The 25,778-nt window shown below is 65.2% G+C and carries 13 protein-coding genes and 1 pseudogene; 7 read left to right on the top strand and 7 right to left on the bottom strand.

Annotated features, from left to right (window positions below):
- Window positions 1-148: 148 nt before the first annotated feature.
- Complete coding sequence (locus IPQ13_05690) at window positions 149-520, top strand: VanZ family protein (protein ID MBL0210391.1); 372 nt, start codon at window positions 149-151, stop codon at window positions 518-520.
- Between the two features lie 38 nt (window positions 521-558).
- On the opposite strand, the gene IPQ13_05685 is transcribed toward IPQ13_05690, so the two are convergent.
- Complete coding sequence (locus IPQ13_05685) at window positions 559-1,776, bottom strand: nucleotidyltransferase family protein (protein MBL0210390.1); 1,218 nt, start codon at window positions 1,774-1,776, stop codon at window positions 559-561.
- A gap of 580 nt (window positions 1,777-2,356) precedes the next feature.
- Here IPQ13_05685 and IPQ13_05680 point away from each other — a divergent pair.
- From IPQ13_05680 to IPQ13_05670, 3 genes are all read left to right on the top strand, one after another.
- Window positions 2,357-4,165 carry an ABC transporter ATP-binding protein gene (locus tag IPQ13_05680; protein MBL0210389.1) on the top strand — a complete coding sequence of 603 codons (1,809 nt, stop codon included), beginning with the start codon at window positions 2,357-2,359 and terminating at the stop codon, window positions 4,163-4,165.
- A 107-nt stretch (window positions 4,166-4,272) separates the two neighbouring features.
- On the top strand, window positions 4,273-5,511 hold the full coding sequence (locus tag IPQ13_05675; GenBank protein ID MBL0210388.1) for a 50S ribosomal protein L11 methyltransferase: 1,239 nt from the start codon (window positions 4,273-4,275) through the stop codon (window positions 5,509-5,511).
- Between the two features lie 19 nt (window positions 5,512-5,530).
- Window positions 5,531-6,454: a hypothetical protein gene (locus IPQ13_05670; GenBank protein MBL0210387.1), complete on the top strand. Its 924-nt coding sequence runs from the start codon at window positions 5,531-5,533 to the stop codon at window positions 6,452-6,454.
- A 502-nt stretch (window positions 6,455-6,956) separates the two neighbouring features.
- Here IPQ13_05670 and IPQ13_05665 read toward each other — a convergent pair.
- From IPQ13_05665 to aspA, 5 genes and pseudogenes are all read right to left on the bottom strand, one after another.
- The gene (locus IPQ13_05665; protein ID MBL0210386.1) at window positions 6,957-8,402 is read right to left on the bottom strand and encodes an efflux transporter outer membrane subunit; all 1,446 of its coding nucleotides are present in this window, start codon (window positions 8,400-8,402) and stop codon (window positions 6,957-6,959) included.
- The gene (locus IPQ13_05660) at window positions 8,399-11,572 is read right to left on the bottom strand and encodes an efflux RND transporter permease subunit (GenBank protein MBL0210385.1); all 3,174 of its coding nucleotides are present in this window, start codon (window positions 11,570-11,572) and stop codon (window positions 8,399-8,401) included. Before IPQ13_05660 ends, IPQ13_05665 begins: the two co-directional genes overlap by 4 nt.
- Window positions 11,573-11,584: 12 nt before the next feature.
- Window positions 11,585-12,757 carry an efflux RND transporter periplasmic adaptor subunit gene (locus IPQ13_05655; GenBank protein MBL0210384.1) on the bottom strand — a complete coding sequence of 391 codons (1,173 nt, stop codon included), beginning with the start codon at window positions 12,755-12,757 and terminating at the stop codon, window positions 11,585-11,587.
- 559 nt (window positions 12,758-13,316) lie between these two features.
- Window positions 13,317-13,514 (bottom strand): annotated as a pseudogene (locus tag IPQ13_05650) (TetR family transcriptional regulator).
- Between the two features lie 153 nt (window positions 13,515-13,667).
- Entirely contained in the window at window positions 13,668-15,545 is a 1,878-nt protein-coding gene (gene aspA / locus IPQ13_05645; GenBank protein MBL0210383.1) for an aspartate ammonia-lyase, read from the bottom strand.
- Between the two features lie 228 nt (window positions 15,546-15,773).
- Here aspA and IPQ13_05640 point away from each other — a divergent pair, with 228 nt between their 5' ends.
- Together IPQ13_05640 and IPQ13_05635 are read left to right on the top strand one after the other, a co-directional pair.
- Entirely contained in the window at window positions 15,774-17,501 is a 1,728-nt protein-coding gene (locus IPQ13_05640) for an NAD-dependent malic enzyme (GenBank protein ID MBL0210382.1), read from the top strand.
- Window positions 17,502-17,707: 206 nt separating this feature from the next.
- Window positions 17,708-18,229 carry a ferritin-like domain-containing protein gene (locus IPQ13_05635; GenBank protein ID MBL0210381.1) on the top strand — a complete coding sequence of 174 codons (522 nt, stop codon included), beginning with the start codon at window positions 17,708-17,710 and terminating at the stop codon, window positions 18,227-18,229.
- 296 nt (window positions 18,230-18,525) lie between these two features.
- Here the strand turns inward: IPQ13_05635 and IPQ13_05630 are convergent, their stop codons facing one another.
- The gene (locus tag IPQ13_05630; GenBank protein ID MBL0210380.1) at window positions 18,526-19,398 is read right to left on the bottom strand and encodes an acyltransferase; all 873 of its coding nucleotides are present in this window, start codon (window positions 19,396-19,398) and stop codon (window positions 18,526-18,528) included.
- Between the two features lie 201 nt (window positions 19,399-19,599).
- On the opposite strand from IPQ13_05630, the gene IPQ13_05625 reads away from it, so the two are divergent.
- Window positions 19,600-25,563 (top strand): PAS domain S-box protein, encoded by a 5,964-nt coding sequence (locus IPQ13_05625; GenBank protein ID MBL0210379.1) that lies wholly within the window; start codon window positions 19,600-19,602, stop codon window positions 25,561-25,563.
- Window positions 25,564-25,778: the final 215 nt, after the last annotated feature.

The raw sequence follows: 25,778 nt of genomic DNA, 5'->3' as shown, positions 1-25,778 counted from the left end.
CTGAGGTTCGTGGGTAATCAGGAAATATTTTTTTAAGCTTTTCTTTGTGAACTTTGTGCCCCTTTGTGGCCAACTTTTTTGTGGCTTTGTTTTCTAACCATTTGGCTGTTTTTGTGGAAATGCCCGGCTCCTGTGGTTGGATTAGGCCATGCGCCGTTATTGGATCTGGGTCCTCCCGCTTTCCGTGGCCGGGGCCATCGTGTGGCTCAGCAGCCGGTCCAGCTATCCCTTCGATGTGGCGCTGCCGGGCTTCCTGGACAAGGTGGCGCACCTGGCGGCCTTCGGCGTCCAGGCTGCCTTCATCGACATCGCCTGGCGGCGCACGCACCCTGCGCTGCCGTTGGTCCGGCGGCGGATCCTGATCTTCATCATCGTGGCGGTCTTCAGCGCCAGCGACGAACTTCATCAGCGCTTCGTGCCCGGACGTTCCTGCGATGTCTACGATTGGCTGGCCGATGCGCTCGGCGCGGGACTGGGCCTGATCCTGTCGGGCTGGCCGCGATCAGTCGAGCGTGGGTAGGAACGGCGGGGCCGGTGGTCTTTTCAACCTAGGCTGAATCACTTTCCGCGCCCCCTTCCCCAGAGATTCCTTTCCATCAACGTGAATAACCGCAACGGGGCGTAGAGGAAGAAAAGGTGTCGGGGAAGGGGCCAGCGGCTCCACTCCTCCAGGCTGGGGTTCAGGAGGAGGTTGAATAGGTGCGACAGCTGTTGGCCAAGGCGTTCGCACAGCGACAGGTCGAGGCGCAGGCGCTGGAGGGGGCCGAGTTCCACAGCCTCCGGGTCGAAGATCATGCGGCTGATCCGCGCCGCGAGCGCCTCGACCCTCGGAGTCGTCTGCGCCCTTTGGATCACGTCATCCGGGAGGGGCGCATCCAGGAGCTGGCGCGCCAGGCACAAACCCAAGGCCAGGCGCCGCAGGCTCCGCATTTCCCCGGCCCTGGACAGCACCCAGTCCCAATCCATCCCCGGTTGCTGGCGGATCAGCTCGGCCACATCCACGAGCCAGGCCAGGCTGCTCCAGTGGTGCTTGCTGCCATGCAGGCAGAGGATCAGCAGCAGTTCCCGGGGCGCGAAGCAGCGCACCCTGCCCTCCCCTAGATCCGTTTCGCCAAGCCGGGCCCACCAGGCGCTGTCGGCGGCCTCCTCGAGCGGATGATCCGCGTCCGTCTTCCAGTGCAGTTCCACCAGCAAGGCGTCATCGCTGGAGGCCATCACCAGGTGATGGGCGGCCTTCGAGCGCAGGAAAGCCGCTTCCAGGGTTGGATCGAGTTCGTGATCGGGCCGGTAGCCGCGCGTCTTCAGCAGTTCCTTGGCGGCCTGAAGATCCTGGGGCCGGATCAGGATGTCCAGGTCGCGGAACCACCGCAGGGCCAGGTCTCCATAGACCGCCGCGGCCAGCGCCGGCCCTTTGAAGGGGATCGCCGGAATGCCATGCGCATCAAGAAGGCGCAGGGTTTCCAGCAGCTCCGCGGCCATGGCGGCGTTCCGCAGGCGCAGCTTTTCGTGATGGGCCCAGAGTTCCACGAAGAAGGGCCGCGGAATGGACGAAGGCGCGATGGCATCCAGGTTCCGGTGCAGCAGCGGAAAGAGGGCATGGCGCGAAGCGAGGCCGCGGAGGTAGTCCCAATCCAGGTCCGCGCCCAGCAGCCCCAGGATCTCCGCGCGCTCCTCCGGCCCGATGGCCAGCCGGGCGCACAACAGCAGCAACCGGGCCTCGGGCCGCAGGGCCGCCGCCAATCCTGATGGTGGATGCCGCTCGTGGATCGTTGCCACCCCGACTGCTCCCCTCACTCCGGCCCGGAAGGAATGAAACATCATGAAAAAACCAATGCGGTTTTCAGAAGACTTCATCTTAGCCACGGAACCCCCGCGCCAAGAATGGACACACCCGATCACTGAAGCGGCCGTAGCCCTTCGAGTTTGGGCGGAGCATCATCCATCGCGTCGGCCTGCGGCCGACATAAGCGGCCGTAGCCCTTCGAGTTTGCGCGGAGCATCATCCATCGCGTCGGCCTGCGGCCGACATAAGCGGCCGTAGCCCTTCGAGTTTGCGCGGAGCATCATCCATCGCGTCGGCCTGCGGCCGACATAAGCGGCCGTAGCCCTTCGAGTTTGCGCGGAGCATCATCCATCGCGTCGGCCTGCGGCCGACATAAGGCGCCGTAACGCACCTTCGATTTTGTGCGGAGCACCATCCATCGCGTCGGCCTGCGGCCGACATAAGCGGCCGTAGCCCTTCGATTTTGCGCGGAGCATCATCCATCGCGTCGGCCTGCGGCCGACATAAGCGGCCGTAGCGAACTAACCAGAAAAGCGCTGGTTATTTCGCAACGGCCGCTAACCTTAACCTCCCATGCCTCGTTCACCTGTCCCATCGCCGCATGCGGCCCGCCGGGCCCTGGCGCAGTTCCCCCACCTGCCCAGGGCGCTGCGGCTGGTGCGGGAATCCGCCGGTCCCCTGATGTGGGTCTCGCTGGGACTGCTGCTCGTGCAGGGATTGCTGCCGGTGGCGCCGGTGCTGCTGATCAAGGCCCTGGTGGAAGCCCTGGTGCGGGGGGGCGAACCTAGATCGGTGCTGGTGCTGGTGGGCCTGCTCGGGATCTCGCTGCTGCTGATGCAGGCGCTGGAAAGCCTGGCCCAATGGGTGCGCACCTTGCAATCCGAGCGGGTCCAGGACCACCTGTCCGGGTTGATCCAGGCCCAGGCCCAGGTGCTGGATCTGGGCTTCCTGGAAACGCCGGAGTACTACGACCAGCTTCACCGGGCCCGGGTGGACGCCCTGACGCGTCCTGTGCTGCTGCTGGAGAACCTGGGCGCGCTGGCGCAGAACGGGATCACCCTGGCGGCCATGGCGGCGCTGCTGTTGCGCTTCGCGCCGTGGCTGCCGCTGCTGCTGGTGGGCTCCATGCTGCCGGCGCTCTGGGTGGTAGCCCGGAACGCCCTGCGCCAGCACGACTGGCGCCTGCGCAGCACGCCAACGGTGCGGAAGACCAACTACCTGGACTGGCTCCTGACCGAACGGACTTCCGCCATGGAGCTGCGGCTCTTCAATCTGGGCGGGCACTACCAGGCGGCCTTCCAGTCCCTTCGCGCGCGCCTCCGGGGCGAACAGGCCGTCCTGGCGGGCCGGGAGATGCGGGCGGAGCTGCTGGCCGGAGCCGTGGCGGTGTGCGGCGTGGTGCTGGGCCTGGCCTGGATGGTCACCCGGACCTTGGCGGCCCGAGCCTCGCTGGGCGATCTGGCGCTGTTCGCCCAGGTGTTCTATCAGGGGCAGCGCCTGCTGCACACCCTGCTGAGCCAGGCCGGGGAAATCTACCGGAACATGCTGTTCCTGGAAAACCTGTTCGGATTCCTGGATCTCAGGCCCCGCATCACGGATCCGCCGCCGCCCGCGCCGTTGTTTGCCGAGGCGGCCCCCTCGCTCCAGTTCGAGGACGTCCGGTTCCGCTATCCGGAGAGCGACCGGTGGGCCCTGGATGGGTTCAGCCTCCAGATCCCAGCGGGCGGAGTGGTGGCCATCGTGGGTGGCAACGGTGCCGGGAAAAGCACCCTCATCAAGCTGCTCTGCCGTTTCTATGACCCCGACCAGGGCCGGGTCCTGGTGGATGGCAAGAATGTCCGGGACCTGGCCCTGGAGGACCTCCGCCGCCATATCACGGTGCTTTTCCAGGACCCGGTCCACTACCACGCGACCGCGGCGGAAAACATCGCCCAGAGCGATCTGAGCGCCCTGGAGGAGCCCTCGCGCATCCAAGCCGCCGCCCGGGAAGCCGGCGCGGACGCGCCCATCCATCGCCTTCCCCAGGGCTACGACACGCATTTGGGGCATTGGTTCGGCGGAGTGGAACTGAGCGGCGGGGAATGGCAGCGGGTGGCCCTGGCGCGGGCCTTCCTGACTCCGGCGCCCCTGCTGGTCCTGGATGAGCCCACCAGCTCCATGGATTCATGGGCAGAGGGCGACTGGCTGGATCGGTTCAGGGGCCTCGCGGCCGGGCGGACGGTGCTCCTCATCACCCATCGCTTCACCACCGCCATGAAGGCCGACCGCATCCATGTGATGGCCGAAGGCCGCATCGCCGAAGCGGGAACCCACGCGGAGCTGCTGGCCCAGGACGGCCGCTACGCGCACTCCTGGCGCAGGCAGATGGAGGGCAATCTCTGATCGCCGGCCTACCCACGGGCGCCGGCGGTTCAGGCGAGGCATCGGAAAGGGCTTGGATTCCCCATCGCGCTGGAAATGCGCCACCATCTGGGCAGAGGAATGAAGCCGTGCGACCCACTGGTGCCCCCGATGACAGCCAGGCATTGGCCAAGGACACGCGCCTGCGCCTGGCGGAGGCTGTGCGCCTCGACGTCAGGGGGCCCTGGATCCGCCTGGAAACGGGTGGCGTGGCGCTGGAGCTGCCCCGGTCCATCCTGCCGGCGCTCGCCTTTTTCGAGGACGTCCACAGCCTCGAGGAGGGCTGGCGCTTCCTGGCCTCGGGCGCCCTGGGGGCCCAGGGACTCGCCGAGGCCGTGGGCCGGATCATGGCCCTGGCCGAAGCCGGCATCCTGGTTCCCGAACACGGCCTGCCCGCGCGCCGCAGGGATTCCGCCTGGGGCGCCTTCGGCCCCGCCGCCCAGATCCGCATGCTGGAAGACCGCCCGCGCACCACGCGCTACCTGCGGGCCATCCGCCAGACGGTGCGGCCTGGGGACGTGGTGGTGGATGTGGGCACCGGCACCGGCGTCCTGGCCCTCGCGGCGGCGAAGGCAGGCGCTGCGCGGGTCTACGCCATCGAATCCCAGCCCATCGCCGACGCGGCCCTCCAGCTCTTCCAGGGATCGGGATTCGGCGGCCGGATCGTCCTGATGCGTGGCCGCTCCACGGAGCTGGCCCTGCCGGAGCTGGCCGATGTGATGGTGTCGGAGCTGTTCGGCCACGATCCCTTCGGCGAACGCATCCTGGAAACCACCGGGGACGCGGCCTCGCGGTTCCTGAAGCCCGGCGCGCGGCTGATCCCCGCCCGGCTGCGGATCTTCGCCACCCCCGTGGAAGTGCCCGAGCCTCGCCGCCAGGACCTTTTCTTCACGCCCGAGAATCTGGAGCGGTGGGAACGCTGGTACGGCCTGCCCTTGGCCGCCCTGCGAGGTTCCGAAGCCGGCTTCCAACGCGCCTATGTGAATCCCTGGGAGGCCCGGGCCTGGCCCGTTCTCGCGGAACCGATGCTGCTCCATGACCTTCCCCTCGCCGATGCGCCTCCGTCCCCCTCCTGCGAGGTGGACTTGCGTTTCGCCCGGTCCGGCAACCTTGGCGGCCTGCTGGTGCATTTCGAGGCGGACCTCGCCGAAGGCATTTCCCTGTCCACCGCTGCCGCCCAAGTGACCCGGAGGAACCATTGGAAAACACCGCTGTGGCTGTTCCGGGAACCCCGGAGGGTCCGGCGTGGCGGCCGTCTCGCCCTGCGTTCCGAGGTGCGGAATGGAACCATGGAGCTTGGGGTGGATGAATCCTTGTACCGGCGCTGAAAGTGGCGATACTCGGCCTATGTATAAAAAACTTGCGGCCTTCATGGCCATCGGGTGCGTGTTGCTGCTCACGGGGTGCCTGGAATTCGAATCCCAGACCCTCACCTACCGGTACGATGCGAAGACGGACACGCTCCGGATCTTCCAGGTCTACCAGGGCATCTTCGGCGAGGACCGGCCGGACGAGCTTTCGGATAAGGAGCTGGGCCAGCTTCAATCGGTGCTGTCGGGGCAGAGGACGTTCTTCTTCGCCAATTGGATCTGGGAATACGATCGCGATGCGGTGCGCAAGGGGCTGGAGGACCTCGGCAAGCCGGAAGCCCCGCAGGATGCAAAGCTGGAGCCTGCGGCGCGCGCGCAGCGGGAGGCTTTTTTCAACCTGCTGCTGGACAATGTCCAAGTGGAAAACGGAGCCTTCTACCTGGATGGCCAGGGCAAGCTCTGCGGCACCCAGCTCGTCACCGTGTCGCGGTTTTCCAAGCTCATCGTGGCGGGCAATGCGCAGATCCGGCAGCTCCTGAAGAGCGAAGCAGGCAGGGAGAAGATCTCCGCCCAGGAGCGCGCTCTCTTCCTCAAATCCGCCCGGCGCCAGCGGGCCTACATCGCCCTTGAAGGCAACCAGCTCCGCTTCCGGCTCCCCATCGCCCGCGCGGAATTCGATAAATCCTATGGTCCGGATTCCAGCTCGGCAAAGCAGCTGGAATCATTCAAACGCCAGGGCGGCAGCGTGGCTTTCGCGGACAACGAGATGAAGTGGAGCCTCGGCGCGCCCGGGGCGCAGGCCGTCAACCTCACCCTTCCGGGCACGGAAAAGGCCTATGTCCCCAACGCGGTGGACGCCGTGAAAAAGCGCGCGGCCGTCCTTGTGAGCCTGGACGCCGCCGCCGCTGCGCAGGCCTTCGTCTCGGGATCGAAGGTCGAGGGCCGCCAGCAAAACCCCTGAGCAAAGGGATGCGCGATGGCCAGTTTCGGATTGATGCCGGGCTGAATTAAAAAAATCCTGATTATCCCCGAACCTCAGCTTGGAATGGTTTGGCAACGATGCGAGAAAAGGACTTTGAATCCACAGATTCCACCGATTACACAGATTGAATACTGCGAACAGTGAAGAAAACGCTAAGCTCCAACAGGCTGATTTCGGCTCAAATTCGCTTCGCGAGGCGCGCAGCGCCTGCGGGCCGGAGGCCCGCAAATTCAGGTGGCCCGGCGCGAATCACACCTAAGCGTGAGCCCGCCGCCGGGCCACCTGAATTTCATCTGCGACGCTCGCACATGACGAGCCCCTTTGTGCCCTTTGTGGCTTGGTGGTTTTATATCTTTGAATGCAACTTGGGAATCTGTGGAATCTGTGGATGAGTTTTTATTCGTGAAAAACAGGTAGCTGAACTGGCTTGGTAAGTAGGAAAAATTATCTTTTCTTGGCGCCCTCGGCGGTGGGTCTTTTTCTACACTTCAGAACCCAACTTAGCATCAGGCGCCGTGCCGGTTCCGCCTTCTCCGTTGCCTCCGCCCAGCACTTTGTAGAGGGTCACCATGTTCGCGTACTTGGTCCTGCGCAGCGCGATGAGCCCCTGCTGCGCGGCATAAAGGGAACGCTGGGCGTCCAGGACGCTGAGGTACCCATCGATTCCCGCCTGGTAGCGGGCTGTGGCCAGGCGATGGGTGCCTTCCATGGCCTGGACGAGCGCTTCGTGGGCCGCGAGCTGCTCTTCCAGCGTGCTCCGCCGCGCCAGAGCATCGGCCACCTCCCTGAAGGCCACCTGGATGGCCTTTTCGTACTGGGCGAGGGCGATCTCCCGGTCGGCTTTCACCGCCTTGAGATTGGCCCGCCTGGCCCCCATGTCGAAGATCGGGAGCAGGATCTGGGGCGAGAAAGCCCAGGTGCCCGATCCCGATTTGAACAGGCCGGAGAGTTCGCTGCTGGCCGTCCCCACTCCGGCCGTGAGCGTGATGCGCGGGAAGAAGGCCGCGCGGGCCGCGCCGATATTCGCGTTGGCCGCCTTGAGCAGGTTTTCGGCCATGAGGATGTCCGGCCGCCGGGTCAGCACTTCGGCGGGCAGTTGAGGCGAGATGTCCTTGAGCGGATTCAGGCTGCGGAGATCCTCCGGAAGCAGTTCCTTGGGCACGGTCGTGCCGGCCAGGAGGTTCAAGGCGTTCTCGTCCTGGGCCACGATGCTGGTGAAGCGGGCCGCGTCTTCCCTCGCCGTTTCCAGGCTGATCTGGGCGCGGTTGACATCGAGCTCGGAGGAAACCCCGACCTCGAAGCGGCGCCTGATGAGTTTGCTGGAACTCTCCTCGCTCAGCAGCGTTTCACGGGCGAACTTCAGGCTTTCGCGGTCGGCGGCGAGCGTCAGGTAGGCATTCGCGGTCTCGCCCAGCAGCGAGATCTGGGCGCTGCGGCGGGCCTGCTCGGTGGCGAGATACTGCTCCAGGGCGCGGGCTTTCAGGCTGCGGACGCGCCCGAAAAAGTCCAGTTCCCAGGCGCTGACCCCCAGGGCCACGTTGTACTGCGTCTCCGCGGTGGCGTCGCTGGACGAGGTCTTCTGCCGGCTCACGCTGCCGAGCGCGCTCAGGGCCGGAAACAGTTCGGCGCGCTGGATCCGGTAGTACGCCCTCGCCTTCTCGGTATTGAGCGAGGCGATCCGGAGGTCCCGGTTGTTCTGGAGGGCCAGATCCAGGACCTTTCGGAGCCTCGCGTCCAGGTAGAAGTCCTGCCAGGAGATGTCCGAAGCGGCTTGCGGGGCGGGCGCCGCCTCGAGCTGGCCGGAGGCCTTCCCGGGCCAGGCGCTGGGCACTGGAAGCGTGGGCGCCAGGTATTTCGGAGCCATGGACATGCATCCGGCCATGGCCAGCAGCAAAGGAAGGGCGGGCAACACGCGGATCGGCCTCATGGCTGCACCCCTCCGGGATCGGTCGCATCCTCGGCGGGAACCGCCTCCGGGGGCTTTTTCCGGAACAGCTCGGACACCAAGACATAGGCCAGCGGGATGTAGAAGATGGCGATGAAGGTGGCGGTCAGCATGCCGCCGATCACCCCGGTGCCGATGGCGTGCTGGGCTGCGGCGCCGGCGCCGGTGGTGATCGCCATCGGCAGCACGCCGAAGGTGAACGCCAGGGAGGTCATCAGGATGGGCCGCAGCCGCATGCGGGAGGCCTGGAGGGCCGCGTCCAGGAGTCCATGTCCCTGGGCGATCAATTCCTGGGCGAATTGCACGATCAGGATGGCGTTCTTCGCGGCCAGGCCGAGGGTCGTCAACAGTCCGATCTGGAAGTAGACGTCGCTGCTGAGCCCGCGGCCCCAGGTGGCGGCGACCGCTCCAAACACGCCGATGGGGAGGATCAGCAGCACCGAGAAGGGAATGGTCCAGCTCTCGTAGAGCGCCGCCAGGCACAGGAAGATGACCAGCACCGAGAAAGCGTAGAGGGCGGGAGCCTGCGTTCCGGCCTGGCGTTCCTGCAGGGAAAGGCCGGTCCATTCGAAGCCGATGCCGGTGGGCAGCTTGGCCGCGATGTCTTCCATGGCCTTCATGGCGTCCCCGGTGCTGCGGCCCAGGGCGGGCTCGCCATTGATGTTGATGGCGGGGTAGGCATTGAAGCGCTGCAGGTTCGGGGAACCCTGGGTCCATACCCCCGTGGCGAAGGCCGAAAAGGGCACCATGCCGCCGGATTTGTTGGGCACGTAGATCCGGTTCAGGTCCTCCAACTGCATCCGGTGCCGGGCGTCGGCCTGCATGTAGACCCGCTTGACCCGGCCCTGATTGATGAAGTCGTTCACGTAGGAGCCGCCCCAGGCGCTGGAGAGGGTGTCGGCGATGGCCGCCGCGGGGACACCCAGGGCGCCGGCCCGGTCCTGGTCGATGCGGACGCTGTACTCAGGCTGGTCGTCCGCGCCCACGGGGCGCACGCTCTTCAGGTTCGGGTCCTTGGCGGCCATGCCGAGGAGCATGTTGCGGGCCTCCATGAGCTTCCCGTGGCCGACGCCGCCCCGGTCCTGCAATTGGAAGTCGAAGCCGGTGGCGCTGCCCAGTTCGAGGATCGCCGGGGGGGCGAAAACAAAGGCCAGGGCGTCCCGGCGGGCCATCAGCTTGCCCATGGCCCGTTTCAGGACAGCGGCGGCCTTGAGATCCGAACGCTGGCGGAGCTTCCAGTCCTTGAGCTTGAGGAAGGCCATGCCGTTGTTCTGGCCCACTCCGGCCATGCTGAAGCCGGAGACGGACATGATGGATTCCACGGCCTCCTTTTCGTCCACCATGAAGTGCTGCTGGACCTCCTTCATGACCGATTCGGTCCGCTCCAGAGGCGAGCCGGGCGGCAGCTGGACCATGGCCATGAGGATTCCCTGGTCCTCCTCCGGCAGGAAGGCGGTGGGCAGGCGCAGGAACAGGAGCCCTGTCCCCAGGACGATTGCCGCATAGATGGCGAGGTAGCGGGCGCGCTTGCCGAGCACCCGCTCAAGCTGGCTGGTGAAAGTATCGCGGAACCGGTAGTAGGTCCGGTCGAACCACAGGAAAAAGGGCCGGGTGACCTTCCAGCCGTTCTCGGCCGCTTCGTGCCCCTTCGGCACGGACTTCAGGAAGGTCACGCAGAGGGACGGGGTCAGGATCAGCGCCACCACCACCGACAACAGCATGGCGGTGATGAGGGTGAGCGAGAACTGCCGGTAGATGACGCCCGTGGAGCCCCCGAAGAAAGCCATGGGGCCGAACACCGCCGCCAGCACCAGGCCGATGCCGATCAGGGCGCCGGTGATCTGGGCCATGGATTTGCGGGTGGCTTCCAGCACCGGCAGGCCCTCGTCATGCATGACCCGCTCGACGTTCTCCACCACCACGATGGCGTCGTCCACCAGCAGGCCGATGGCCAGCACCATGGCGAACATGGTGAGCATGTTGATGGACATGCCGGCGTACTGGATCACCGCGAAGGTGCCCAGCAGCACCACCGGAACCGCGATGGTGGGGATCAGCGTGGCGCGGAAGTTGCCGAGGAACAGCAGCATCACCAGGAACACCAGGACCACGGCCTCGATGAGGGTCTTCACCACCTCCTCGATGGCCACGCTCACGAAGGGCGTGGTTTCGTAGGGATAGGCCACCGTGACGCTGGCCGGGAAGAACTTCGACATTTCGTCCATCTTGGCTTTGATGCGCTTGGAAGTGTCCAGGGCGTTCGCGCCGGAGGCCAGGCGGACGATCATGCCCGCCACGGGTTTTCCGTTGAGGCTGGTTTCGGAACCGTAGTTCTCGGTGCCCAGTTCGATCCGGGCCACATCCCGGAGATGGATCGTGGAGCCGTCCGGATTGATGCGCAAAGGAATGTCCCCGAACTGCTCGGGCGTCTGCATCAACTCCTGGACATTGATCGTCACGTTCAACTGCTGGCCCTTGACCGCGGGCAGGCCGCCGGCCTGCCCGGCGGAGACCTGGGCGTTGTAGGCCTTGACCGCCGTCCGGATGTCGTTGGGCGTGAGGCGGTATCCGGTCATCTTGTCCTGGTCCAGCCAGAGCCGCATGGCGTACTGGGATCCGAAGGACATGACCTCGCCCACGCCTTCCACCCGGGCCAGCACGGCTTCGATGTTGGAGGACATGTAGTCGCGCAGGTCGTCGGATTTCAGGCTGCCGTCCTCGGAACGGATCGCGACGATCATGAAGAAATTGCGCGTGGACTTGGTGACCCGGATGCCCATCTGCTGCACCACCTGGGGCATGAGCGGCTTGGCCGTTTCCAGCTTGTTCTGGACCATGGCCCAGGCCACGTCCGGATTGCTGCCCGGCTTGAAGGTCAGGGTGACGCTGCCGCGGCCCGACGAATCGCTGCTCGCGGAGAAATAGAGCAGGTTGTCGAGGCCGGTCATCTTCTGTTCGATGATCTGGGTGACGGTGTTCTCCACCGTCTTGGCCGAAGCGCCGGGGTAGAAGGCGTCCACCGTGATGGAGGGAGGCGCCACGGGAGGATACTGGGAAACCGGCAGGGAGCGGATGGCCAGCACCCCGGCGAGCATGATGACGATGGCCACCACCCACGCGAAGATCGGCCGGTCGATGAAGAAATTGACCATGGATCGGCTCCTCTACTTCGACGGCGCGGCGGCGGGCGCCGGCGCAGGCTTGGCCCCGAAGGGGACCGCTTTCACGGGCATTCCCGGCCGGATCTTCTGGAGGCCTTCCATGATCAGGCGGTCCCCCGGCTGGAGGCCCTCCAGGATCAGCCATTGGTCCCCGATGGCCCGCTCCACCCGGAGCATCCTCTGCTCCACCTTGTCGGCGGAGTCCACCACCATGGCGATGGCATTGCCCTTGGGATCCCGGGTGACGCTCCGCTGAGGCACCAGAATGGCGCGCTCATCGACCCCTTCCTCCACGATGGCCCGGACGTACATACCCGGCAGCAGCATGTGCCTGGGATTCGGGAAGACCATGCGGAGGGTCTGGGAGCCCGTGGTGGGATCCACCGTCACATCGGAGAACTTCAGGACTCCCGCCAGGGGATAGGGGGTCCCGTCCTCCATGAGGAGTTTCACCTTGGCCTGGTCCGGCGTGCCGCCCTTGATCCTGCTGGAGGCCAGGTTCCGCTGGATCTGAAGCAGCAGGGCGCTGGACTGGGGTGAATCAACATAGACGGGATCCAATTGCTGGATGGTGGTGAAGGTGGGCCCCTGGTAGGCCGCCGCGAGGGCCCCGGCGGTGACAGTGGATCTCCCGATGCGCCCGGAGATCGGCGCGGTGATCCGCGTGTAGCCGAGGTTGATGCGGGCGGATTCGACGCCGGCCTGCAGCGCCTTCACTTCCGCTGCCGCCTGCTTGTGCGCCGAGGAGGCGTCCTCGTAGTCCTGCTGCCCGACGGCATTGATGGCGAGCAGCTCCTTGAACCGCTCGGCGCGCTTCTGCATCGCCGGCAGATGGGCCTCGGCCCTGGCGAGGTTCGCCAGAGCGCTGTCGTGGGCCGCCTGGTAGGGGCTTGGATCGATCTGGTAAAGGACGTCGCCGGCCTTCACATCGCTGCCTTCGGTGAAGAGCCGCTTTTGGACGATGCCATTGACCTGGGGGTGGACCTCCGCCACCTGGAAGGCGGACACCCGGCCGGGCAGTTCCGAGGCGAGCACCGCCCTTCCGGCCTGGACGGTGATGACGGCCACCTCTGCCGTGGCTTTCGGCAGCTCCTTCCGGCCGCATCCGGTAATCAAAGCCCCGGCCGCCAGTCCGCCCGCGATGGCGATGTTTCCGTAAAGATGCCGGTTCAGCATGGGGGAACCTCCGAGAAGCAGATGCCAGGGTTGATGGAAGGGTGGGGCCTTGCCTGGTCGGATGAGGATCGACCCATCATGGCTCTCCCCCATACCCAAGGCCCTTGAGGGCGAAGCCGGCGATGCGATCCGCCAGGACCGCGGGCGGCTCAGGAGCGGGAAGCGGTTGCCAGATGAGGGCATTCAACCCGGAAGCCAGGCGCTGGACCAGGCACTGGCCGAAAATGCTCTGCCCGATGAAGGAAATTTCGGTGTCCGGCAGATCCGGCTGGAGGGAGGCGATACAGGCCCTGATCACTCGCACCCGCGCGGAAATCCGGTCGATGTACAGCGCCTGCAGCGAGGGCCGGGGGGACCGCATCTCCCGCACGAATAGGCAGATGGAGGCCTCCTTCAACGGATTCCCTTCGCCGGCGAATAAATCCTGCATGATGGAGCCGATGACCGCGCGGAGGGCCTGGGCCGCCAGGCGCGGGCTGTCCCGGATCGCTGCGGGATCCGAATGGACCGGGGCCAGGGGAGTTCCCGGGAATACCTCGAACAGGTGCTGGAAACACCTCAGGTAAAGGCCTTCCTTGTCCCCGAAGTGGTAGCCGATAAGGGAAATCTGCTTTCCCGCTTGGGCGGCGACCTCCCGGATGCTGGTGCCATCGAAGCCCTTCCGGGCAAAACAGTGGATGGCCGCTTCCAGGAGGATCTGGACCGTGTCCTTGGGCTGCGGGGTCGAGGGAAGGCTGGCCACGCCCACTAAATTGATCGTACGATCAACCTAAATCAAGCGATAAAATTACACCGCTTCCCGGCACGTTTCCCAGATTCTCGACGAATTCATCATTAATGACAATTATTATTGATTTATTTGTCATCTGATCGAAAAACAGCGAAGCCCGGCTCCCGCTCAGTCTGTGGCCTACCGTTGGGCGTCCACCATCTGCAGGGGCCGGGGCTGGGTCATGGCTTCCAGGCTCAGGGCCTCGTCGAGCTGGGCGATGTTGAGGTAGCCCTTTTCCAATATGATCTCCCGCACGGAAGCCCCGGTTTCCAGGGCGATCTTGGCGACCTCCGTGGCGCGCTTGTAGCCGATGGCGGGCATGACGGCGGTGACGATGCCGATGCTGTGCTCCACCAGATCGCGGCAGCGTTCGCGGTTGGCGGTGATGCCCGTGATGCACTTGGTGGTGAGCACATTCACGGCGGCGGTCAGCATGCGCAGGCTGTTGGCCAGGCTGTAGGCCAGGATGGGCTCCATCACGTTGAGCTGCAATTGGCCCGCTTCGGCGGCCAGGGTGATGGTCAGATCGTTGCCAATGACCGAGAAGGCCACCTGGTTGACTACCTCCGGGATCACCGGGTTCACCTTGCCGGGCATGATGCTGCTGCCGGGCTGCATGGCCGGCAGGTTGATCTCGCCGAAACCGCAGCGGGGGCCGCTGCTGAGCAGGCGCAGATCGTTGCAGAGCTTGCTGAGCTTCACCGCCGCGCGCTTCACGACGCCCGAGAACATCACGAAGGCGCCGGTATCCGGAGTCGCTTCCACGAGGTTTTCCGCCAGCACGATCTCCAGTCCGGTGTTCCGGCGCAGCTCCTCCACCACGGTCTTGGGGTAGCGCGGATCGGCGCAGATGCCCGTGCCGATGGCCGTGCCGCCCATGTTCACTTCCAGGAAGAGGCGGGCGGTCTCCCGCAGCCGGTCGATGTCCTCGCCGGTGGTGATGGCGTAGGCCTCGAATTCCTGGCCCAGGGTCATGGGCACCGCGTCCTGGAGCTGGGTGCGCCCCATCTTGATGACATCGCTGAATTCCCGGCCCTTGGCGTGGAGCGCCGCCTTCAGCTTCTCCATGGCCTCCAGCAGCGTCTTGAGCATGAAGATGGTCGAGATCCGCAGGGCCGTGGGATAGACATCGTTGGTGCTCTGGCCCAGATTGACGTGATCGTTGGGGTGGCACTTCGCGTAATCGCCGCGTTTGTGGCCCATCAGCTCCAGCGCGCGGTTGGCGATCACTTCATTGGCGTTCATGTTGGTGGAGGTGCCCGCGCCGCCCTGCACCATGTCCGTGGGGAAGTGGCCGTGCCAGTGGCCGTCGATGATTTCGCGGCAGGCGGTGTCGATGGCCCTGGCGATGGCTGGATCCAGCAGGCCCAGGCGGGCGTTGGCCCGGGCCGCGGCCTGCTTGACCAGGGCCAGGGACCGCACCATGGCTGGAAAATGGCTGACGGGCGTCCCAGTGATCGGGAAATTCTGCACCGCGCGCAGGGTCTGGACGCCGAACAGGGCATCGCTGGGCACGTCCATGGGCCCGATGAGATCCGACTCCGGCCGGGTCGAGCCGCTGGCGTAGGCCTGTTCCCGGCCCATGCGGCCGCTGCCGGTGTAGACCAGCCGCCGATGCAGCACATTGGCCACTTTGCTGAGAATGGCGATGGCCGCGCCGCCGTCCTGGTTCAATCGTCCCAGCACCAGCTCCCGGTCCAGCTCCAGCAGCACCGCATCGGAATGCGCCCGGGCCGAAGCGGTGTGGGCCGAAGCGGTGAGGAAAACCTGTTCCCCGGCCGCATCCCCGGGCCCCAGCAGGATGAGCGGTTCGGGTCCGTCGCCATTGTCCCGGGTGACCTCGACCTTGCCCTCGGCGATGACGAAGCAGGCCCGGCGGACCTCGCCCTGCTGGAACAGGTAAGCGCCGGCCGCGAGCTCACGGATGGTCGTGGCGCTGGCCACCAGATCCAGATGGGACTCCGACAGCCCGGAGAAGATCTCCGTGCGACGCAGAATGGATTTCACTGCTTCCATGACCGACCTCCTGCCGGACACGAAACCGGCTGGACCATGCTAACGCGGCCGGAATGCCGGTCCGCGGGACCCGGGAAAGCCTCAGAGATCCGCGCCCGGCAATGTGACGGGAATCATAGGCGCACCTGCGGGGAGGCCCTGGGCCGGATACATTCGAAGAAGCCAAGGGTGCCGGTTCACGTCTGCCTTCCAGGACGCGGAGTTCCGGCCACCCGGATCGGAGCCCCCATGAAGACCTTCGATTTCAAGATCGATCCCCTGACGGGCGAGGAATATCTCGAAGTCCACCTGAGCGGCCGGCAGCTCCTGAACGACCCGCACCTGAACAAGGCCTCGGCTTTCACCGAAGAGGAACGCCTCAGCCTGGGCCTGGACGGACTGGTGAGCTCGGGCGTTTCCACCATGGCAATCCAATTGGACCGGGCCCTGGAATCCTTCCGCCGCAAACCCGACGATCTCGAACGCTACCTGTACCTGATCGGCCTCCAGGACCGCAGCGAGCCCCTGTTCTACCGCCTGCTGGTGGACAACCTCATCGAGATGGTGCCCATCATCTACACGCCCACCGTGGGCCAGGCCTGCCTGCAGATGAGCCACATCCAGCGCCGCTTCCGCGGGGTCTACATCACCCCCGCGAACATCGCCAACATCGACCAGATCTTCCAGAGCATCTCCCTGCCCCACGTCTATCTGATCGTGGTCACGGACGGCGAGCGGATCCTGGGCCTGGGCGACCTGGGTTCCGACGGCATGGGCATCCCCGTGGGCAAGGTGAGCCTTTATGTCGCCGCCGGCGGCCTGCACCCTGCGATCTGCCTGCCCATCAGCCTGGATGTGGGCACGAACAACGAGCGCCTGCTGAACGATCCGCTCTACCTGGGCTACCGGCACCGCCGCCTGGAAGGCGACGCCTACGACGAGATCGTGGAGAAATTCGTGCTGGGCGTGCGGCGCAATTTCCCCGATGCGCTGCTTCAGTGGGAGGACTTCGCCAAGCACAAGGCCTTCAACAATCTCGAACGCTACCGCGACCGGATCCTGTCCTTCAATGATGACATCCAGGGCACCGGCGCCACGGCCCTGGCGGCGCTCATGACCGCCATGCGCATCAAAAAGGAATCCTTCAAGGACCAGCGCTTCGTCATCGTGGGCCTGGGCCAGGCGGGCACCGGCGTAGGGTTGAACATCCGCGCCCAGCTCAAGGCGGAGGGCCTGAACGAAGAAGAAATCCGCACGCGCATCTTTGCGGTGGAGCAGCAGGGGCTCCTGGTGGAAGGGGACCCCAAGCTGGAGGCGCCGCAGCTTCCCTTCGCCCAGAGCCGCGCCAATCTAGCCGGATGGACCTCCAGCGGTTCCGGAACGTTCACCCTCGCCGACGTGGTCCGCCACGCGAAACCCACGGTGCTGATCGGCGTCACCGCCCAGCCCGGGCTCTTCAGCGAGGCCATCCTGGCCCAGGTGGCCCGGAACACCCGAAGACCCGTGATCCTGGCGCTCTCCAATCCCACCTCTCGCACCGAATGCACGCCCGAAGAAGTCGCCCGCGCCACCGACGGCCAGGGCCTCATCGCCACCGGCAGCCCCTTCGATCCCATCGAATGGAAGGGCCGCACCCTGCGGGTCTCCCAGTGCAACAATCTGTACGTTTTCCCTGGCATGGGTCTGGGCGCCCTGGTGTCCAAGGCCACCAAGATCACCGACGGGATGTTCCTGGCGGGCACCCGGGCCATCAGCGCCATGGTCACAAAGCAGCAGGAAGCCGAGGGCATGCTGCTGCCGCCCATGCAGGACATCCGCGAAGTCTCGGTGGCGGTGGCGGTGGCGGTGGGCCGCGAGGCCCGGGACCACGGCCTGGCCCGGCGGGTGGATGACCTGACCCTGGAAAAGCTGGTCCGCAAGGCCCAGTGGAACCCTGCCTATGCGCCCTACCGGCCGGGCCCGGAGCTGCGGAGATGAGCCCTGCGGGCTGCGGAGCGCCCGAAGTGTGACTTTGGTCCCAGAGCCACTGGGATATGGTTGAAAACATTGAAAAACCTGATGCCCCGCCCAAGGCAGGCCTGTCAAGGCTGGACAACCGCATCCATCCCCTTCGGGCGATGGCAATACCCCGCGCGGCCTGGATGCTTCAACCGGACGGGCGCCCATTCCCTGGAGAGCGAATCATGGCCAACTCATTGGATTACGCGGGCCTCAGCCTCATGGATGCCCTGGACCTGGCGATTCTCGTGGAGGAAGAGGCCCAGGAACGCTACGAGGAATTCGCCCATCAGATGAGCACCCACCGCACCCCCGAGGCGGCAAAATTCTTCCTGCTCATGGAGCAGAACGAAGCCCGGCACCGGGTCGTCCTGACCGCGCGCCGGAAAAAGCTGTTCGGCGCCGCCCCGCGCCGCGTGACCCGGGAAATGCTTTGGGATGTCGAAGCCCCGGAATACGACGGCGCCCGCGCCTTCATGACGGTGCGGCAGGCGCTCCACGTGGTCATGGCCGCCGAGACGAAGGCCCATGATTTTTTCGACCGCACTCTGAAGCACATCACCGACCCAGAAGTCCGGGTCCTCTTCGAGGAGCTTCGCGCCGAAGAATGCGAACACCAGGAGGCCGTCCGGATCGAACTGGCCAAGCTCCCGCCTGGCCCCGACCCCGATCCCGAGGTCTACGCCGACGCGCCCAACGCCCAGTAGCTGCCACGCGTCTCATATGAGTTTGCATTCAAAAAGATAAAATTCACCACCAAGACACGAAAACACCAAGCAAACACCAAGCTCCAACATGGCTGATTTCGGCTCAAAATCGCTTCGCGAGGCGCGTAGCGCCTGCGGGCCGAAGGCCCGCAAATTCAGGTGGCCCGGCGCGGATCACACCTAAGCGTGAGCCCGCCGCCGGGCCACCTGAATTTCATCTGCGAAGCTCGCACATGACGGGTCTCTTTGTGCCCTTTGTGGCTTGGTGGTTCTATTTCGTTGAACGCAACTTGGTATCAAGGCCAGCCTTCCCCGGGGAAGGCGCCTGTTTCGTGGAACCGCTGCAGCAGCCTTTCTTTTTCGGCAAACAGCGCGACGGCCCAATCGGCGAGCGCGGAATCGTCCAGGGGCAGGTCCGGAACGGCGAATCTGCGCACGTGCAGGTGCACCTTCCGGGGGCTCCCCTTCAGGAGTTCCCAGAGTTTCAGCACCGATCCTTCGTGGGCGATGGTCACATCGTAGACGGCCTGGATATGGCTTCCCAGGCCCCGCACCGACGCCACGAAGCCCTTGGTGCGGGGGAACATCACGTGGCTGGTGGAGGCCAGGTCCAGGCTCGACATGTACCGCTGGCTGGCTTCCAGTTTCCTGGGAGTGAGGCGGGTCCCCTCCAGGAAGGAGACGAGCCAGATCGGGATCTTGTTGTCCTTCACTTTCGCGAACGTCCTCTCGACCGAAGCGCGGTCGGCGGTCCAGTTCCGTTTCACGAAAATGCAATCCAGGAACAGCATGCCCCAGCCGACGCCGGGCAGGTACTTGAGCACATCCTTCACGAACCATTTCATGTCGCCCAGCCGGCCTTTGCGCGCCCCCAGGCAGAGCAGCATGGCGATGTCCGAATAATCCCGGTGGTTCGCCACCACGATCGCATTCTCGTCCCGCGGCACGGCGTCGCCGGTGATCACCGCCTGGACGCCCTGCCAGCGCTCGGTGTAGACCACGAACCAGCCCCACCAGGTGTCTGCGCAGAACCGATTGAAAGCCCGGAACTGCTTGCGGGAAAAAGGCAGGATCACGAGGCTCGACATCTGGAAAAAGTTGATGGCGAGCAGCGAGGCGATGAGGAAGCCGCCACCGGCGATCCCAGTCAGATATCGAATCCACTTCATGGAACTACCCTGCCATGGATGGGCGGCCGGGAAGAAGCGGCAGATTCCCATGCGGCCGGCGGCGGCCCCGGAGAAAAGTATCGATGCCTCCACGAGGTTTCGGCAGCATAGTGTTCACATCCAGCATCAGATTGGACTGTCCGCATGAATGTTCCGGCAAAGCGACCAGGACCCTCCGGCCGAATCCCGGTGGCGATATTCGTGGCCATCGCCTTTACGCTGCTGGGCGCGGGGTATTGGTATTACCGCCGGGAGACCCAGGACCTCCGCCGGGTGAAAAATGAAGAACTCGCCGCCATCGGTGCGTTGAAATCCGGACAGATCCAGCAGTGGCGCAAGGAGCGGCTGGCCGATGCCCAGCGCTTCGCCGGAGGGCCCCTGCTGAGCCGGGTCGCCGCCGAATTCCTTCGTGATCCCGCTTCCCCGGAACATCGGGCAGAGGTGATGAAGCAGCTGAAGCTCGACCGGATGGGCGACCAATACGACGAAGTGCTGCTGTTCACCCTGGACGGCCGCATCGCGCTCAGCACCAAGGAGGCTCCGGAGCCGGTCAGCCTTGCCACTCGGCGGTTCGTCGAAGCGTCGCTGGCCAGCGGGAAACCCCTGATCTCCGGCTTTTCCCGCGAGCCGGGCGGCGTCCAGATCGAAGTGGCTGGAGTCGTGCGCGACGCCGGGGGACAGCCGCTGGCGGTGCTGGTCCTGCGCTGCCACGCCGAAGCCTACCTCTTTCCCCTGATCCAATCCTGGCCCACGCCGAGCCCCAGCGCCGAGACCCTGCTGGTCCAGCGGGACGGCGGCGAGGTGCTGTATTTGAACGAGCTCCGCCATGGTTCGAAAACCGCCATGGCCTTGCGTGTTCCCATGGGCAGGACCGGCCTCGTGGAGGCGCAGGCGCTGCTCGGCAGGCGTGGCGAGATCCAGGGCCGGGATTACCGGAATGTGGAGGTGCTGGCGGATCTGCGCCCGATCCCGGATTCGCCCTGGTTCATGGTGGCCAAGGTGGATGCGGGGGAAATCCTGGCCGAAGCCCGCTACCGGGCCGGCATGATCAGCCTCATGGTCAGCTCGCTGATCCTGCTCGCCGCCGTCGCGACGGCCTACGTGTACCGGCACCGGCAGGCGGACATCTTCCGGGACCTCTACGACTCGGAACGCCAGCGCCGGGAGGCTCGGCGAACCACCCGCGCGACCCTCTACAATATCGGCGAGGGCGTCATTTCCACGGACCGGGAAGGCCTGGTGCGGGAGCTGAATCCGGCAGCCGGGAAACTCACCGGATGGTCCGAAGCCGAGGCCCAGGGCCAACCGCTGGAGCAGGTCTTCCGAGCCATCCACGAGGACACCAGGGCCGCTGTGGAAGACCCGGTGGACCAGGTCCTGCGGACGGACGCGGCGGTGGCCGAGGAGGGCCAGACGCTGTTGATCGCCCGGGACGGATCCGAACGGTCCATCGCCTTCAGCGCGGCACCCATCCGCGACGACGGCGGAACCATCAGCGACGTGGTGCTGGTCTTCAGCGACCGGACCATCGAGCGCGCGGCCCGGGCGGAGCTGCGGAGGAACGAACAGCGGTTGAGGACCATCATCGAAGCCGAGCCGGAATGCGTGAAGCTCGTGGACCCGAGGGGCAACCTGGTGGAGATGAACCCTGCGGGCCTCGCCATGCTCGAAGCCGGGTCACTGCGGGAAGTCCAGGCGCGGGGCCTCATGGACTTCATCCTGCCCGAGCATCACGCCTCCTTCAGGGCGCTGCACACGCGCGTGATGGACGGCGAAAGCGGCACGCTGGCGTTCGAAGTCGCAGGATTGAAGGGCGCGCGGCGATGGCTCGAGACCCACGCGGTGCCCCTCCGTGGCGCGAACGGCAAGGTCTCGATGCTGCTGGGCATCACCCGCGACATCACCGAGCGCAAGGCCGCCGAGGAGGGGGTGCTTCAGCGGAGCCGGCAATTGGCGGTTCTTTCCGAAGCGAGCGTGCGCATCAACACGGTGCTGGAAGCCCCGGCGGTGCTGCGCCAGCTCGTCACCACCGCCATGGAGCTGACCGGCGCCACCGACGGGACCGCGGCACAACTTGTTGAAGGAAGGATGGTCTTCAAGGAATACAACCTCCAGGGCAGATGGATGCCGATCGAGTTCGAGTTCGAGGCCGGGTACGGGGTTCCCGGCTGGGTGATCCAGACCCGGGCGCCCTACGTGACCAACGAGGCCGACCACGATCCCCACGTCATCCCCGAGAACCAAAAAGCCTTGGGCTACCGCAACCTGGCGGATGTCCCCATCATCAGCCGCCAGGGCGTGTTGCTGGGCTGTTTCGAGATCCACAACAAGCCCGGCGGCTTCAGCGACGCCGACCTGTCCATGCTCATGGGCCTGGCGGCCAGTGCGGCCATCGCCCTGGAGAATTCTGGACTGCTGGCCGATCGCAAGCTGGCCGAGGAAGCGCTGCGCCGCTCGGAGACGAAATTCAGGACCTTGTTCGACTCGTCTCCCGATGGCGTGATGCTCCTGGATGAGCGCGGGTTTTTCGACTGCAACCAGGTGGCCCTGGGGATCTTCGGCTGCGCCAGCCTGGAGGAGTTCTGTTCGAAACACCCGTCCGACCTTTCCCCTGAGTTCCAGCCGAACGGCCTCGATTCCCGGACCCTGGCCAATGAACGGATCGCCACGGCCATGGCGACCGGCTACCAGCGCTTCGAATGGGTGCATAAACGGGCCGACACCGGCGCCATCTTCCCCGCCGAGGTGCTGCTCAATTCCCTGGAGTTGGGGGGGCGAAGGGTGCTGCAGGCGGTGGTCCGCGACATCAGCGAACGCAGGAATGCGGAAAAAGCGCTGGTCGAGAGCCACGAACGGTTCGAATTGGCGAACCGGGCGACCTTCAATGTCATCTGGGATTGGGATCTCAGGGAGGACACCTTCTGGCGGAACGACAATTTCGAAAAGCTGTTTGGGTATTCCAGGGATGAAATGGAGGAGGGCTACCAGTCCTCCGCCAGCCGCATCCACCCGGAGGATCTGGCCAGCGTGGATGCGGGCCTGCGAGTGGCCTTGAAAAATAGGAAGAGCATGTTCTGGGCCGACCAGTACCGGTTCCGCCGCAAGGATGGATCCTACGCGACGGTGGAGGACCGGGCCATCATCACCCGGGACGCCGACGGCCTGGCGGTCCGCATGCTGGGCGCCATGCAGGACATTTCCGAGCGGAAGCAGGCGGAACGTGCGTTGCGCGAGAACGAAACCAGGCTTCGGATGATCATCGAGCACAGCACCCAGCTCTTTTTCTCCCACACGCCCGAGAACATGCTCACCTACGTCAGTCCGCAGATAGAAACCTTCCTCGACATCTCGCCGGACGATACTTTCCGGCCCTGGACGGAATTCCTGACGGACAATCCGGCCAATGCCATCGGACTGGACCTCACGCGCGTGGCCATCGAGACCGGCGAACGCCAGCGTCCTTACGAATTGGAGCTGCGGTCCAACCGCGGCAGGAAGCTCTGGGTCGAGGTCCACGAAACACCTGTGGTGGAACAGGGCAGGACGATCGCCATGGTCGGCGCGCTCACCGACATCACCGAGAGCAAGCGGGCCCATGACCAACTGGTGCTGCAGAGCAGCGCGCTGGAAGCTTCTGCCAACGCCATCGTGATCACCGACCGCCAGGGTTCGATCGAATGGGCCAACCCGGCCTTCACCAGGATCACCGGCTACGGCCTGGCGGAAGCCGTCGGCAAACGCACCGGGGACCTGGTCAGATCCGGGAAATACGACCGGGACTTCTACCGGACCATGTGGGACACCATCCTCGCAGGCGAGGTCTGGCGCGGCGAAATCATCAACCGGAGGAAGGATGGTTCCCTCTACACCGAGGACATGACCATCACTCCCCTGAAGGACGACAGTGGCGGAATAACCCATTTCCTCGCGGTCAAGCAGGACATCACCGAACGGGTCGAGGCCCAGCGCAATCTGCAGCAGTACACCGAACGGCTGGAGGCCATGCGGGAAATCGACGCGGCGCTGCTCGGCGCGCGTTCCACCACGGAGCTGGCGCAGGGCGCGCTGAGCCGGCTCCGCCATATCGTGCCCTTCGAGCGCGCCGCGATGGTGCTGTTCAACGAGGGGCCGACCGAAGGCACCTTGCTCGCGGTGGACCAGGACCAATCCTGGCTGCCCCTCGCCGGCGACGTCCGGCCCATCGGCGATTTCCATGATTTGAAGGATCTTTTTTCGGCGCCCTTCGTGGACCTGAGGGATTTGAGCGAGATCCGGGGCTGCGCAGTGGAGGAGCTGATGCTCTCCCAGGGTCTCCGCAACCTGGTCTACATCCCCATGGAAAGCGAGGGAACGGCTTTGGGGTTCGTGGCCCTGTCCACCACCGCTCCGGGGACCCTGACGCCTGAGCACGCTGAAATCGCCCGGGACATGACCGACCAGCTCGTGGTCGCCATCCAGCACACGCGGCTGCGGGAGGAGCTCGAGCGCTCCAACCAGCAGCTCGAGTCCAAGGTGGAACAACGCACGGCTGACCTGCGCACCACCGTGGCCACCATGCAGATCCTGGAGGGGGAACTGCGGCAGCGGGAGGCCGAGGCCCGGGCGGCGAACGAGGCGAAATCCAGGTTCCTGGCCTCCATGAGCCATGAGCTCCGCACGCCGCTCATCGGCGTGACCGGGATGCTGGAAGTGCTCACGCAAAGCGAGCTCGACCCGGAACAGCGCCAAGTGGCGGCCATCATCCACGATTCGTCCGAGAGCTTGCTGCAGATCATCGGCGACATCCTCGATTTCTCGAAGATCGAAGCCAACAAGCTGGAACTGGTCGCCCAGACCTTCTCGGCGAAGGCCTTGGCGGAATCCGTCGCGCAGATGTTCAAATCCGCCATCTCCGCCAAGGGCCTGATGTTCAACCTGGAGCTGGATCCGCGCCTTGCGGCTGCCCACGTGGGCGACTCGCTCCGCATCCGGCAGATCCTGAACAATTTCATGAGCAATGCGGTGAAATTCACGGAAAGCGGCTCCATCACCCTGAGGCTCCGGTCGGTGGAGGCGAAAAACGGCCGTGAGCAATTGGCTTTCGAAGTGCAGGACACGGGGATCGGCGTGTCCCTGGAAAACCAGGCGAACCTCTTCGAGCCCTTCACCCAGGCCGAAGCCAGCACCACGCGGCGCTTCGGGGGGACGGGATTGGGCCTGGTCATCTGCCGTCGCCTGGCGGAACTGATGGGCGGGAGCCTGGCCATGCAGAGCGCCTTGAACCAGGGCACCACCCTGACGCTGTCGGTGGAGCTGCCTGTGGGGAGCGTGCAGGACATCGAGAATCCAGACTTGTTGGACGCATCGAAGGCCTTCGGGGCACGGCCGGCCCCCAGCATCGAGGCAGCGGAACAGGAGCGCAGCCTGGTCCTCTTGGCCGAGGACCATCCCACCAACCGCCTCGTGCTCACCCAGCAGGTGGCCCGGGCCGGCTTCGCCCTGGAAATCGCCGGGGATGGGCAGGAGGCCTTCGAGAAATGGCAGAGCGGACGCTTCGCCCTGATCCTGACCGACCTCCACATGCCGCGCATGGACGGCTACCAGTTGACCAAGGCCGTGCGGGATTGGGAGCTCGCCCACGGTTTGCCCAGGACGCCTCTCCTGGCCATCACGGCCAATGCGGTGGGCGGCGAGGCATCCCGATGCCTGGAGCTGGGCATGGACGATTACCTGATCAAGCCCGTGACCATTCCCTTGCTGGCATCCAAGCTGCGCCGATGGCTGCCCCATGCGGAGCCGGGGGGCGAGCTGCCGCCTTCTGCGCCGGACAGCGGGCCCGGACCCATACCCATGGACCGAAGGCCGGGCCTGGACACCGCACGGTTGCTGGACCTGTGCCGTGGGGATGCCGCGGGCGCCCAGGAGATCCTGGATGATTTCATCGCGGCTACGGTAGCCGACCTGCGCACGCTGCAGGACAGCCTCCGGAACCAGGACCTGCCCTGCATCCAGCGGCAAAGCCACCGCATCAAAGGTTCCAGCGCCATGATCGGCGCCCGCGACTTGGCCGACCGGGCCGCGAAGCTGGAAACCTGCGCCATGGCCGAGCCAGCCGATTGGGCTGCGATCAAGGACCAGCTTGCGGGAGTGCAGGAAGCCCTTGTTGCCTTGGAAAGGCCCCGTTGAAGTCCAAATGGCATGGGCGGATTCATACCAAGTTGCATTCAAAGATATAGAACCACCAAGCCACAAAGGGCACAAAGGGACTCGTCATGTGCGAGCTTCGCAGATGAAATTCAGGTGGCCCGGCGGCGGGCTCACGCTTAGGTGTGATCCGCGCCGGGCCACCTGAATTTGCGGGCCTTCGGCCGCAGGCGCTACGCGCCTCGCGAAGCAATTTT

The sequence above is a fragment of the Holophagaceae bacterium genome, assembly GCA_016720465.1.
Taxonomy (GTDB): Bacteria; Acidobacteriota; Holophagae; order Holophagales; family Holophagaceae; genus JANXPB01.
The sequence above is the reverse complement of the archived record's forward strand: the minus strand, read 5'-3'. Positions and strand labels throughout refer to the sequence as shown.

What these genes read in the sequence shown, in the direction of transcription:
- IPQ13_05690 (MBL0210391.1), top strand. Translation starts at nt 149, where the DNA reads ATGCGCCGTTATTGGATCTGGGTCCTCCCGCTTTCCGTGGCCGGGGCC.
- IPQ13_05680 (MBL0210389.1), top strand. Translation starts at nt 2,357, where the DNA reads ATGCCTCGTTCACCTGTCCCATCGCCGCATGCGGCCCGCCGGGCCCTG.
- IPQ13_05670 (MBL0210387.1), top strand. Translation starts at nt 5,531, where the DNA reads ATGTATAAAAAACTTGCGGCCTTCATGGCCATCGGGTGCGTGTTGCTG.
- IPQ13_05665 (MBL0210386.1), bottom strand. Translation starts at nt 8,402, where the DNA reads ATGAGGCCGATCCGCGTGTTGCCCGCCCTTCCTTTGCTGCTGGCCATG.
- IPQ13_05660 (MBL0210385.1), bottom strand. Translation starts at nt 11,572, where the DNA reads ATGGTCAATTTCTTCATCGACCGGCCGATCTTCGCGTGGGTGGTGGCC.
- IPQ13_05655 (MBL0210384.1), bottom strand. Translation starts at nt 12,757, where the DNA reads ATGCTGAACCGGCATCTTTACGGAAACATCGCCATCGCGGGCGGACTG.
- aspA (MBL0210383.1), bottom strand. Translation starts at nt 15,545, where the DNA reads ATGGAAGCAGTGAAATCCATTCTGCGTCGCACGGAGATCTTCTCCGGG.
- IPQ13_05640 (MBL0210382.1), top strand. Translation starts at nt 15,774, where the DNA reads ATGAAGACCTTCGATTTCAAGATCGATCCCCTGACGGGCGAGGAATAT.
- IPQ13_05635 (MBL0210381.1), top strand. Translation starts at nt 17,708, where the DNA reads ATGGCCAACTCATTGGATTACGCGGGCCTCAGCCTCATGGATGCCCTG.
- IPQ13_05630 (MBL0210380.1), bottom strand. Translation starts at nt 19,398, where the DNA reads ATGAAGTGGATTCGATATCTGACTGGGATCGCCGGTGGCGGCTTCCTC.